Annotated in this window: 10 protein-coding genes and 3 pseudogenes; 8 read left to right on the plus strand and 5 right to left on the minus strand. The window is 57.4% G+C overall.

Annotation, left to right across the window (positions count from 1 at the left end; all coding sequences use genetic code 11):
- Positions 1 to 7: 7 nt before the first annotated feature.
- Both SO156_RS40265 and SO156_RS40270 read right to left on the minus strand, forming a co-directional pair.
- Positions 8 to 706 (minus strand): helix-turn-helix transcriptional regulator, encoded by a 699-nt coding sequence (locus SO156_RS40265; RefSeq protein ID WP_498538654.1) that lies wholly within the window; start codon positions 704 to 706, stop codon positions 8 to 10.
- A 92-nt stretch (positions 707 to 798) separates the two neighbouring features.
- Positions 799 to 1,905 (minus strand): annotated as a pseudogene (locus SO156_RS40270) (epoxide hydrolase family protein); the annotation flags it as partial.
- A 172-nt stretch (positions 1,906 to 2,077) separates the two neighbouring features.
- On the opposite strand from SO156_RS40270, the gene SO156_RS40275 reads away from it, so the two are divergent.
- Positions 2,078 to 2,236, plus strand: a complete 159-nt coding sequence (locus SO156_RS40275; protein WP_498538655.1) for a hypothetical protein — start codon at positions 2,078 to 2,080, stop codon at positions 2,234 to 2,236.
- Between the two features lie 6 nt (positions 2,237 to 2,242).
- Here the strand turns inward: SO156_RS40275 and SO156_RS40280 are convergent.
- Positions 2,243 to 2,606: pseudogene (locus tag SO156_RS40280) on the minus strand (L-2-amino-thiazoline-4-carboxylic acid hydrolase); the annotation flags it as partial.
- Between the two features lie 927 nt (positions 2,607 to 3,533).
- Here SO156_RS40280 and SO156_RS40285 point away from each other — a divergent pair.
- Positions 3,534 to 4,487, plus strand: a complete 954-nt coding sequence (locus SO156_RS40285) for a class I SAM-dependent methyltransferase (protein WP_498538656.1) — start codon at positions 3,534 to 3,536, stop codon at positions 4,485 to 4,487.
- A gap of 317 nt (positions 4,488 to 4,804) precedes the next feature.
- Here SO156_RS40285 and SO156_RS40290 read toward each other — a convergent pair.
- Positions 4,805 to 4,929 (minus strand): annotated as a pseudogene (locus tag SO156_RS40290) (IS3 family transposase); the annotation flags it as partial.
- A gap of 719 nt (positions 4,930 to 5,648) precedes the next feature.
- Positions 5,649 to 6,767, minus strand: a complete 1,119-nt coding sequence (locus tag SO156_RS40295) for an IS110 family RNA-guided transposase (protein ID WP_498538666.1) — start codon at positions 6,765 to 6,767, stop codon at positions 5,649 to 5,651.
- Between the two features lie 766 nt (positions 6,768 to 7,533).
- Between SO156_RS40295 and pqqA the strand changes: the two genes are divergently transcribed.
- The 6 genes from pqqA (at position 7,534) to SO156_RS40325 (ending at position 11,982) form a co-directional block, all read left to right on the plus strand.
- Positions 7,534 to 7,638, plus strand: a complete 105-nt coding sequence (gene pqqA, locus SO156_RS40300; protein ID WP_498538657.1) for a pyrroloquinoline quinone precursor peptide PqqA — start codon at positions 7,534 to 7,536, stop codon at positions 7,636 to 7,638.
- Between the two features lie 91 nt (positions 7,639 to 7,729).
- Positions 7,730 to 8,521 carry a bacterial ammonia monooxygenase, subunit AmoC gene (gene amoC / locus SO156_RS40305; protein ID WP_498538658.1) on the plus strand — a complete coding sequence of 264 codons (792 nt, stop codon included), beginning with the start codon at positions 7,730 to 7,732 and terminating at the stop codon, positions 8,519 to 8,521.
- Positions 8,522 to 8,646: 125 nt separating this feature from the next.
- Positions 8,647 to 9,504 (plus strand): bacterial ammonia monooxygenase, subunit AmoA, encoded by an 858-nt coding sequence (gene amoA, locus SO156_RS40310; RefSeq protein WP_498538659.1) that lies wholly within the window; start codon positions 8,647 to 8,649, stop codon positions 9,502 to 9,504.
- Between the two features lie 27 nt (positions 9,505 to 9,531).
- The gene (gene amoB / locus SO156_RS40315) at positions 9,532 to 10,854 is read left to right on the plus strand and encodes a bacterial ammonia monooxygenase, subunit AmoB (protein ID WP_498538660.1); all 1,323 of its coding nucleotides are present in this window, start codon (positions 9,532 to 9,534) and stop codon (positions 10,852 to 10,854) included.
- Positions 10,855 to 10,943: 89 nt separating this feature from the next.
- Positions 10,944 to 11,411 (plus strand): hypothetical protein, encoded by a 468-nt coding sequence (locus SO156_RS40320; protein WP_438101693.1) that lies wholly within the window; start codon positions 10,944 to 10,946, stop codon positions 11,409 to 11,411.
- Positions 11,412 to 11,454: 43 nt separating this feature from the next.
- Positions 11,455 to 11,982: a copper resistance CopC family protein gene (locus SO156_RS40325; protein WP_498538661.1), complete on the plus strand. Its 528-nt coding sequence runs from the start codon at positions 11,455 to 11,457 to the stop codon at positions 11,980 to 11,982.
- Positions 11,983 to 12,194 lie beyond the last annotated feature (212 nt).

Consider the following 12,194-nt stretch of genomic DNA (forward strand, 5'->3'; position numbering starts at 1 on the left):
TATCGGCTCAAGAACGAATGTCCACGTCTTTGCTTGTGACCAGCGCGCGCCACCGTTTGACTAAGTCCCGTCGGCGACCTGGATAGCGATCGGCCTGGAGTTCTACCCGCTCCATTCGGTCAACACGGAATACTCGAAAATCCTGACGTAGCTCGCACCAAGCCGCGGCAAATCGCTGGGATTCTATGAATCCGAGCGAGATCGGCCAAATTACTCGTTCCGTCGCAGCGCCGTGAAAGTCGCGATAAGCCAGAAGGACTTTGCACTGTTGGCTCATACCCTGTCGCAGCACGGCTGGATCGACCGACGTCGGCGGCGTTGGTTTCGGGGAGACATGAAAGGGGCCATCGTGAAGGTGACGGCGTAAGTCCGACGGCAGTACCGCGTCAATTTTGGCGAGCGCGTTCTGGGCAGCGCCAGCGAGGCTATCGTCTGTTTGTCCGCAGACCCATTGAGCGCCAAGGGCTAAAGCATGAATCTCTTCTTCCGAGAACATCAAAGGAGGCAGCAAAAAGCCGGGCTTCAAAACATAGCCGATGTTTGCCTCTCCATCGATGTCCGCGCCTATGGCGCGCAGCGTGGAAATATCCCGACGAATGGTCCGCAGAGACACTCCGGCTTTACGAGCAAGTTCTAGCCCCGCGACCGGTCGCCGGTGACTGCGCAGTATCTGCATAAGGTCGAACAGGCGATGGCTCTTGGACATTCCAATCCGATATCGTGACTAACGCCAGTTGTGAAAACCAAGTCTTAGTGAGGTCGACGGAGGGCTGGTGAGGAGGCTCGCCGCTCTCCAATTTACGGATCTGACGGCGACCTAGTTCCACCAAGCACTCGATCGGTAAATGTGCGAATGTCGTGGACGAACTGTTCGGGTTCATCCCAAGCGCCAAAGTGGCCGCCGCTGGCCGCTTCACTCCAGTGAACAATATTGAACCAGCGCTCACCCCACGAACGCGGCGCAGGTAGGATATCCTTCGGGAATACTGTGACGCCAACTGGCACCGTGCCTTTCTCGGTTGGGACGTGCCGCTCAGGATCGGAGAAGCTTTCGGCATAAAGTCTGATCGAAGACCCAATCGTACCGGTCGCCCAATACAAGGTCAGGTTCGCGCAAAGACCGTCGAGCCCATAGCGCTGCTCAACGTCGCCGTCGCTCCAGCTTCGATATTTCTCGATGATCCATGCGGCGAGGCCAGCCGGACTGTCATTGAGGCCGTAGCTCAGCGTCTGCGGCTTGGTACCTTGGATCAGGGCATATGCTCCTTCGGTGAACTGCCAGCCTTGCACTTTAGCAAAGTAGGCCTGCTCCTCGGGCGTCGGATACTCAGGGTGCGGGTAGTTCCAATTGACATTGCTCAAGTGCATGCCCAGGAGCCGATCGGGATGATGGCGCCTAATCCGGTCGACAACAAGGGAGCCCCAGTCGCTACCGTGCGCCACAAAACGATCATAGCCGAGATCGCTCATAAGCGTGACGAACAGCGCTGAGATACGAGTGCCGTTCATGCCGGGTTTGGTTGGCCGTTCGGAGAAGCCGTAGCCCGGCAGCGCGGGTGCGACCACGTGGAAGCCGGCTGAGGTCAGGCGCGGAATAACGTGGAGATACTCGAATATGGAGCTCGGCCAGCCGTTGACGAGGAGCAGCGGCACCGCGTCAGGCTTCTCCGAACGAACATGCACTAGATGGAGACCCGCGCCGTCGACCACTGCCCGAAACTGTGGCAAGGTGTTGAGTTGGACCTCAGCCAACCGCCAGTCGAAGCGTTCCGCCCAGTACTCGCAAAAGTGCTGAAGGAAGTTGAGCTCGGTGCCCTGGCGCCAATCCTGCCCCTCGATCTGGTCGGGCCACCGCGTGCGTTTGAGACGCGAGCGCAGATCGTCTAAAACCTCGTCGGCAATGTTCGCAGAAAAATGATTGCATGAGCAGCCTTTGTTGTCGCGATTTGTCGTTGGTCATAGTCTTGCCGGTCATCATGTTTTCGCATGATCGACGAAGATAATGAGGGTATAGCCCAGCACCGGGACAGATCTTGTCACCATGCTTCAGCTCCGATATGCGCGGCGAAACGACGTTATGATGATTGTGGCGGCGATGCAGGTGGCGGACATGAACGTGTGCCGCATTGGTCGTACCGAATATGTTTTCGATCTTTGGCGTTGGCGTAAGAACCACCTTATGGAGGTGCTCACGCGCCGCCAATGGATCAACCCCGATTGCCATAACAGCGACTAAGGGAGTCTAGCTCTCCTTCGAGAAATCGCTCCTCTCCTCCAGGCGATAGCGGAAGTCGCAATGATCGGCGCCTCCCATGATCGTCTGCGTGCGCGTCAGTTTGAGCCGGGAATCGTAGCCCTCGCAGAAGGCGCCGTCCCGGTTGCATGACAGAAGATGGCCGATAGGGCCGAGGCCCATCTCGCGATAGGTCTCGGCGTAGCGGCAACGACGAACGTTGAAATCGAACTGATCGGTAGCCGTCAAGACCTCGACCGTCAGCGCGTCGTCCTTGGTCCCATAGCGCCTGGATCTCCTGAAACGTCCGCATGCTGGTGCCGTCCGGCGCTTGCGCGGCGAAATGCTCGCCGCTCTCGATGGCGGCGCGCCGGGCGCATCAGGAGCCAGATCGCCGACGAAGGCGCGTGATTTGCACCTCCAGCGCGCAATAGGTCTCGCACAGCTCAATTATCGTCATGGCTGCCTCCGGACCAGCCAGACGCAAGTGGCCGCCCCGTCAGCTTCTCGTCAGGTGGATGCGGCATACGCAACCTACTGATGCTCGTGGAAGAGGCGACCAGTATCGGCAAGCTGGTCGCCCGCGCACTGGCACGAGCTTCGGCGGCACGCGGTGCATGCGCCACGGCGACGCACCGCGTGCCGATTTTTCCACCGTTGTGGCGGCACGGCCTCTCGAATTGCAGGACGGTCGCACCGCTGAGCGACGGGCCGCAGCGAAGCCATCGAAGGGCTAGCCCCTAGCTAGCCGCACAAATGCTTCGTTTCGTTAATATCAAGAAGAATTCTCTGAAGGTGGCTGTCAAGCCTCTGCTGTGTTGAATGCTTTGCGGACTAGGTCGGTTACACCGAAGTGCCTCCTCGTGCGTGACCGGAGGCGAAGGTGGACGGTGCTTACCACCTCGGCGATGGCGAAATGAATTGGCGGTACGCTTCCTATCCAGGATTATCTCAGCATTGTCGCGTCCAACGGTCGGGCCGATGACGATCGGCAGGATCGAGCGATGCAGCGCACAGCTCTTGCTCGCTCCATAATCGTGCAATCAACGTGTGGTCATGGCAAATCGCTGCCTTTCGACGCTCAAGAAGCTCTCAAAGTCGCAACTTGAATGCGAAGAATTCTCGTGGTCGCCTTGGGGAACCACTTCATCTTCTCATACGTGCTCTGCGATAGGAGGCTAGATCCTCTGCTTCGCAAGCAAGACCGACGAAGTGCGATGGGGTTTATGCATCGGCCAATCTCTGCAATAAGACGCCGATGACTCGAAGGCAGCAGCCGTCGAGTGGCTTGTAAAGTGAAATGGGAGACATCGGGTTGCGAGTAGAGTTTTCGCGCATCAATCAGTCTAAGGCCGTCTTCGATGATATTTATGCCTTGGATGATCCCAGGGCATATTTCTCTGTGCTGGGAGACCTAGATTATATGATTCCGGACGTGGCCGAGCCGGTGGTGCGCCAAATTCTGGCAGCGAAAGCTTCGGCAACCGGCCTTAGGCCGACCGTGCTCGATGTTGGCTGTTCATATGGCATCAACGCCGCGGTGCATCGGTTTCCGCTGACCTTCGGCGGCTTGCGTCACCGCTACGCGCGACGCGAGATGAGGGCGATTAGTTCCGAGACACTGGTGCGTCTCGATCGCAGTTTCTATGCGTCCTGGCCGGATGTCGGCCTGGCGCGATTTATCGGTCTCGATATATCGGCGCCGGCGATCAGCTATGCAACGGGTGTTGGTCTTCTTGAACAGGGCATTGTCGCCGATCTTGAACGTGAGTCGCTATCGGCGGACAGCGCGCGTGCTATCCGCTCCGCTGATGTCATCATGTCGACGGGTTGCATCGGCTACGTCACCGAAAAGACGTTCAGCAAAATCCTCGATGCAACAGAGCAGCGGCCATGGATCATCTCCTTCGTGCTGCGAATGTTCCCGTTCGATTCGTTGGCTGCGACGTTCGCGAAGCATGGCCTTGTGACGGAACGCCTGACCGGCGCGACATTTATTCAGCGTCGCTTTCGCGATGCAGAGGAATTCGAAAGTAGTCTGGCCGCCTTGGCGGCTCTTGGCGTCGATGCGAATGGTCTTGAATCGGAGGGACTGTTTCACGCCGATCTGATCTTGTCCCGCCCCGAAGCGGATGCTCTCGTCGCCCCCTTGGAAGACATCGTCACTGTCGCCAGCGGCAGGGGGCGGCCGATCGGGCCCCGTTATGTTCATATTGAAGGCAACGAGGGCGTGCGGGTCGCGTTGGAGCCGTGACGGGCTTGTTTTCCGTACACAGCCGCGGGTCTGAGCCAGAGAACCGGGCAACCGAGTGGATCATGCCCTGACTCCCTTCATGGTCCCTTGCTGTCAGGTCGATCGTCTACAGGGACGCCTTGCTCATGACAGCTTTGCCGATTTCGAATCCAACTGCATCCGTGCCGTATATCGCGATCGATGCTGTGTCGAAGTCCTACGATGGATGGAGGACGGAGTGCTGCCGTTTCCAGCATATCGCTCGACGTGAAGCAAGGTTCGCTCGTCGCACCTCGTAGGTAGCTCGGGATCTGGCAAGACCACGCTGTTGAAGACCACAGTGTCTTCAGCCGCTTGGCCTCGGAGACGTCCATTCCGCCGAACTTGGCCTTCCATTTGTAAATGCTGGCGTCAGATCGGCGACCGAAATGCCAGCCTCGTGCTCCTTCAAAATTCCGAGGATCCGGTCCGCGAACTCCCATACGGGCCCGCAGCTCCATCACTGCATCAGAGGCCGGACAGATGGCAGCATCCGACTACGTGCCGATCTTCTCAAAAAAACCGCTTGCATCTTGCGGGGCGTCCACAGATGAAGCGGGATTTCGCTCTGACCAGTCGCGGGAGGGGCGGGCGGGGGCTCCGAGGAGCGCGTGATGCTTGCCCGGCCCGTTTGTCTTCTCTTCGTCTGATCGCTGACTCTGCTTCAGTTTGAGCCGCATTTTTCGCGGTCGTCTTAGCAAGAATGTGCGTATCAAGAGAGCCGAACTCATTGAACTCTCTGCACCACGCCTGCGTAAGCAGCGACAAATTTCTGAATCGCCCTCGCGAAATCTGAATCCCCAGCTGGCGGAGAACGCCGGTGCGAAGATCATTTCGGGTACAGCTGTTGGCTCATCTTCAAACCACGTGAGCCAAAATCAACCTCAGACATTGAGAAGACTGCGGCAAAATGAGATGGCGATCCCGGCAGGACGAACACGGGTAGCAAATTCAAAGGAATATCCTCACTCAGCCGCTCAGAAGTTTGGTCAGGCGAAGGGGAGCAGGCCTCGAATTTTCGCGCCTTCACTTCTGCACGATTGATGTCTGCGACTATCCCCCCGATTTTGGTTACAACGGAGGGGACTGTGGGCCGGTCGAGCGCACCTCACGACTCGAGCGGTCCACGGCCTCGCGACGACGTTACGCCTGTCGATGTGGCATGAGCTCGCGATTGATCGCCCAAATGAAGGCGGATAGCTCGCGGGCAATCGCGGTGGCGATTACGGTTCGCCGCTTGCCCTTCCGCTCGAGTGACCGGAAGCGCCCGCACAGCCTGGTTTGCGCTTTCAACGCAATTTCGCGCACGCGCCTCGGTGCGGCATCCACCTTTGGCTGCTTGTCTCGGCTCACGCGCGGCGGATATCGATAGCTCCAGGCCGCCTCGACAAGAATGCGTCGCGCCCGTCCATTACCGGCCTTCGTGATGCCGCCGCGCTTGACCTTGTCACCGGTTAAGCTTTCTGAGGGAACGAGACCCAGATAGCCCATCAGCTCGCGCGGATTTTGAAAGCGAGAGAGATCACCGATCTCGACCAGCACCCACACAGCCGCAATGCGATCAATCCTACGCACTGCCTGTAGGGCCGCGACAACTTCGACCAGCGACCACTCGGGCACCGTCTCGCGGATGGCATTTTCCAAAGGCTCGACGCGCTCGCTTTCCTGGCGTATCCCCTCAAGTAGCTCTTCGAATGCTAAGCGCTGCTGGCGATGCTCGATCTTCTGCGCCATCAGCCATTTCATATGGGCTGGTCCCCAGGTCGCCTTGCCCGGATAGATGCGTTCCAGCCGTAGCATCAAGGACGAGATCTGCTGACGCTTGCCCTGGAGGTCCTTCTTCACGGCCTGACGGGCGCGCGAGAGATCGCGCATGGCTTCAAGCCGCTCATCCGGCACCCACACCGCGGTGAGCTCGCCCGCGCGTAACAGCTTGGCGAGGCTTACGGCATCGCACCGGTTCGTCTTCACCCGATCGCCGGCCTTCTTCGCAACGAGCGAGGGGGCCACCACCAGGGACTCGTGGCCGAGGCTCTTGAGCAGTCTGTAGAGACCATATCCCGTCGGCCCTGCTTCATAGCAAAACGTCAGATGATGGTATTTCGCTGCAAGCTTTGCCATGAGCTTCGGGATCGCCGCCTCCGTGGCAGGAAACTCCCCGAGATATCGGACTTCGCCGCCACGGCCGCTATCGGTAACTGCTACTGCATTACGCAATTTTGACGTATCGATTCCGACAAAGGCCTCGGTATGATGACCCACGACTCGCCCTCTTTGTTTGAAGCATCTCGCCGGCGGCCACACGCTGCTGCCGGTCATGGCGAGGCTGATTGAGGTATGTGCACGCGTCGAGCCGCAAGTTAATGATCCTCTGCGGATTCCGACGAAAGAAGCGCGAGGCGGACCCGCTTTCTCGACACTTGCACATACCTCAATCAAGGCTTGATTCGTACGTGGCGTGAGGTTGTAACCTGAGACCGAACGCGCGGCCAATTTCCAAATTGAAGCCGGAGCAGGACGGCTTGTTTGAGATGAAAGCGGACCGTCTTGCGTCTACACGGGCCAGGTTCAAACCCGACGTGCCGCACCGCTCTTTCAAAAGGAGGGTGCGGGTAATGAGCGAACAGAGAAGGAGGAGGACTGTCGTTCTTTGGCTTTGTTGCGGTCGTCGACTGAGCGAACGGCTTAGCTCCGGGTCAGCTATGAAGATTTACCTCATCTAGGGAGAGTGGTGTGGAGTCCAACTATAACGAATCGTTCAATACGGGCGCTTGGATGCATCAATACGCTGCTTTGCAAGAGCAGCAGCGGGCGAGGCAAGAGTCAGATCATATTCCTGCGGATCGTCGGATTATCGCGCCAATCTCATCAGGGTGATGGCACAGCGCGCGGTGGTAGGGATGGCGTGATCATGGGTTTCTTTTTCGCCGAGCACTTGCCGCGCACTCGGTGAGTTCTCCCCCACTGCGAGGACCTCGTGTCCTCGCGACTTTTTGCGCCGCATTCATCTAACCAGGAGCAAATCGATATGAGCTGGAAAGCCCCAAAAATCGTCGAATTACCGGTCGGTCTCGAAATCAACATGTATGCGTGCGCCGTTCGCAAGGGGGTAACCAGAAAGCTGGGAGCTTGAAGACAGATCCTATCCTTGCGGTCAACGATCGGAGTGAGCGCTACCCTCGTAAACAACACCACACCTGAGGCAATCTCAAGGAGGAGACAAGATGTCGATCACGATGACTCATAACGCCAAGTCTGCCGCTGAGGACCGTACTCAGCCGTTGGCGAATTTCAAACTTGCAGCAGGAGTCACTCTGGCGGTGCTAGCGCTGATGGTGTTCTGGCGCATCTTTCAGCAGGTCTATGCTTGGAGTGCCGGCCTGGATTCGACTGAGCCCGCGTTCGATGCCGCCTGGATGACGTTGCTGAAGGTTGAGCTTAGCGTCATCCCTTTGCTCTGGGTGGTGACCTGGGCGTATCTATGGTTCACGCGAGACCGCAATCTTGGCGCGCTCAAACCGCGGGAAGAGCTCCGGCGTTACTTCAATCTGGTCCTGTTCATCTTCGTCTATGCCTTTTGCGTCTGGTTCGCTACCAGCTTCTTTGCCGAGCAGGACGCCTCATGGCATCAGGTTGTGGTCCGGGATACAAGCTTCACGCCGAGTCACATCGTGCTGTTCTACGGCACCATGCCACTCTACGTGCTGTTTGGCGTGGGATCATTTCTGTACGCGATGACGAGGCTGCCGAAGTTCGCAACGCAGATCTCAATTCCATTCGTGCTCACGGTTGTAGGTCCGTTTCTAATATTGCCGAACTTGGGCTACAACGAGTGGGGCCATGCCTTCTTCCTGATGGAAGAGGTGTTCTCCTATCCCTTGCACTGGGGTTTTGTCGTGATGGGCTGGAGTGTGCTGGCCTTGGGTGGGCTCCTGATCCAGATCGCGATGCACATGCTTGAAGTGATCGGGCGGCTTTCCCGAGAGGACGAAGTTTCGGTCGCCACCCAGCGCTGAAACCGCTTATGAACCATTAATCGCTGACAGCCCGGCATGTGCAAAGCATGCCGTCTTGTAATCATGTCGGGCGTCGGTTTCCAGGAAGGTCGATCTCAACTCGGTAAAAGAATTAGGAGGAAGCCATGCAAGGAGGAACGTCTGTGAGACTGTATGGGCTCGAATGGCCTAAAGAGTCAGCAAGAATCTCAAGAGTGTTTGACCTTCTCGTCGCCGCCATCCTTTTTCTGGCCGTCTCCGGCGCATTCCACCTTCATTACATGCTGACCGCAGGGGACTGGGATATGTGGATCGATTGGAAAGACAGACAGTGGTGGGTCACCCTGACTCCAATTATGGCCATAACATTCCCTGCAGCTTTGCAGTATGTGTTTTGGACGAAATTTAGACTTCCAATCGCCGCTACATTTGCGGTCGTTTGTCTCCTGTTCGGTCAGTGGATAAATCGATATTTCGGTTTCCACCTGTGGTCGTACTTTCCGATGAGCGAGGTCATTCCAGCGCTGCTGATACCTGGCGCACTAGTCCTCGATGTCGCTCTTTTGCTGACCGGGAATTTCTTGTTCACGGCGATGTCCGGCGCCTTTGCATTCGCACTGCTTTTCTACCCGGCCAACTGGTTTTGGCTGGCGCCATATCGGCTACCCGTAGAAGTGATGGGGCAGCTTGTTTCCGTGGGCGATTACATCAGCTATGCCTTCACCCGCACCGCCCTGCCTGAGTATATCCGGCTGATAGAGCGGGGCACGCTTCGAACTTTTGGTGGCCACTCAGCCATTATCGCGTCCTTTTTCTCGGCGTTCGTATCCATACTGATGTATTTGGCGTGGTGGCATATCGGAATGCTCCTCGCTCGTGTGGTAACGACGCCAAACACCCTGAAAAATTTCATGGGGCTCACCGATAAGGATGAGCCAGCTGAGACAGCCCAAAAAGCCATAGACGGCACCAGCCTGCAAGGGCGCTTCGTCGCAGCCGAATGATCCTGCTGGGACTGTGGAGGACTCCAAATGAGAACATTCTGTTTCCGCAAAAGCTCATGCGTGCGTGTAATCTTATCGGCAGCCGCGGCGATCATGCAGATCGGAATACTGACCTTCGTCCCAGATGCTGCTCTGGCGCATGGTGAGCGCAATCAGGAGCCGTTTCTGCGGATGCGGACGGCTCATTTTTACGATGTGAAGTGGAGCACGAACGAAATTCCCGTGAACGGTGAAATCGTTGTCACCGGCAAGTTCCGACTCTTCCCGATCTGGCCAGTCAACCTACCCCTTCCCGAAGCGGCCTTTCTGGGAAACGGGACGCCGGGCCCGGTGCTAGCCCGAACCGAGAGCTACATTAATGGCGTCCCAGCAATTCAGTCCACCAAACTGGAGTTGAACCGGGACTATGAATTCAAAACAGTGCTCAAAGGACGAGTGCCAGGCCACCATCACGTCCATCCGATGATCAACGTGATGGGAGCCGGGCCGCTGCTCGGACCGGGAAACTGGCTGGCGGTGACGGGGAACGAAAGCGACTTCAAGCTTCCAATCAAAACTCTCAGTGGCGAGACTATCGACAATCTCGAAACCTGGGGCCTTGGCAGGGTGTTCTTCTGGCATGGCTTGTGGGTTGCGATCGCCATCGTGTGGCTTGTCTGGTGGTTGCGCCGGCCGCTCCTGCTGCCGCGTTTTCGCGCGTTGACGGAAAAAGGCGGCGATCGATCTCAGCTCGTTACCAGCACCGATCGCCTATTTGGGGCCGGTTTGCTCGTGGCGACGATTCTCATCGTATTCTTCGGCTTTCAGGCGACCGACGCCGCTTATCCAAGGACCGTGCCGCTGCAGGGGTCCCGCGCAACCGTCGAGCCCCTACCGGAAGTGCCTGAGCAGGTCAAAGTTGTGGTCAACAAGTCAAACTATGACGTCCCTGGCCGCTCGCTTCGTATGAACGTGACACTGACGAACAATGGGAGCACGTCAGCACAGCTTGGCGAGTTCTTAACTTCCAATCAGCGCTTCATCAACCATGAGGTTAGCCAGGCAATGGCGACGGTGGATCCGAATTACCCCAAGGAATTGCTTCCTCCGAATGGGCTTAAGGTCAGCGACAGCCGAGCGCTCAAGCCGGGTGAAACGAAGACAGTCGATATCGAAGCGGCCGACGCGGCATGGGAGACGGAGCGCTTGAGTAGCCTGATCAACGATCCCGACAACACGTTGGGAGGACTGTTGTTCTTCTATGACGAGCACGGCAAACGGACCATCTCAAACGTCAGCGGCCCCATGGTCCCTGTATTCACCGATCCCGACAACCGCACGGCTGAGAATCCGAAAGGAGGTGCGGGTTGAACATCGTAAAAGCCGCAGTGCTTGGAATTCCATCTTTGATCCTAGACTGCAGTGGGGCGCGGCCAGCGATTGCACACGGGGGAGTATCGATGGAGAAAGACGTGTGCAAGCTTCGCGCTGGGCCCTATATGATGCATTTTACCGGATACCAGCCGGCCAAGCAGGGGAATCAGGAATTTTGCGAGGACATTCCGGAAATCGGCCGCACGGTCATCGTCTTGGATGCCGTCGGCGATGTGCTACGTGATCTGCCCATCGAGGTGCGGTTGTTGCGAGACGCCGGCAACGACGTAGACAGCGAGGCCGTCCTTCGAATCCCGCCAAAACAATATCCGACAGGCTCACTATCGTTTCAGTACACGTTCCCCGAATCCGGGCGCTTTGTGGGCCTCGTGACAGTCGGCGACGGACCGAAATACGTATCGAGATTTCCGTTTTCGGTTGGTTACGGCAACGGGATTTGGGTCCGATATAGGGACAGTTTCGCAATCGTTCTAGGAACGCTGGCAGCCGGAGCCGCCCTGTTTTGGTACTCCACGTTGCGCAAGGAAAGCTAGCTAGCACTTTGTCGGCCGCTGTCCGGCAATAAGGGTCACACTCATGCCTCACGAAAAACACGGAAACAAGAGCGATTACATCCGAGTAGCGACGGGGCCGTCACTCGATCATGCTGGCACGCCAAACTTGACCGCCGGCACCGGCAGGGCGCGAACTAGGCTGATTCAAGGGACGGTAAAAGAACTCTCGTCCGCAAGCAGGCGTCCGGTATCAGCGCTTGGCATCACGTTGCTGTGCGTTGGCCTCGTGTGCCTGCCGACGGCTGCCTGTGCACATGCCGCTCTCGTGAAGTCCGATCCCGCGAGCCGGGCAGTGTTAGCTCATTCGCCGCAGCAGATCGAACTGTGCTTCAACGAACGCATAGAGCTCAAGTTTTCGAAAGTGGAGCTCAAGAACGCCAACGGTCAGTCGCTAACGCTCGGCGATTTGAAAGCAGGCAATGATCCGAAGTGCATGGTAACGGCAGTATCTGACATGAGGCCGGGCAGCTATTCAGTTCATTACCGCGTGCTCTCGCAAGACGGGCATGTGGTGGACTACGGCTATCAGTTCACCGTCGAGGAACGTTAGGCATGCGGAATGACGGTATTGTTTCCAGCTCTGTGCAAGGCCATCGCTGACATTGCGCTTGCATGGGTCATTGGCGGAGTACTCTTTCTGTTGCTGGCAGCGCCGTCTTCCGATCCGTTCCTTGCCGCTTGGCAAGTAAGCCTCCGGTGAGGGCCGCCTTCCGGGCGGCGAGCTTGGCTGCGATAGTTTGCTAATTGATTTGCCAGCAAATG

The sequence above is a fragment of the Bradyrhizobium sp. UFLA05-125 genome (assembly GCF_059803515.1).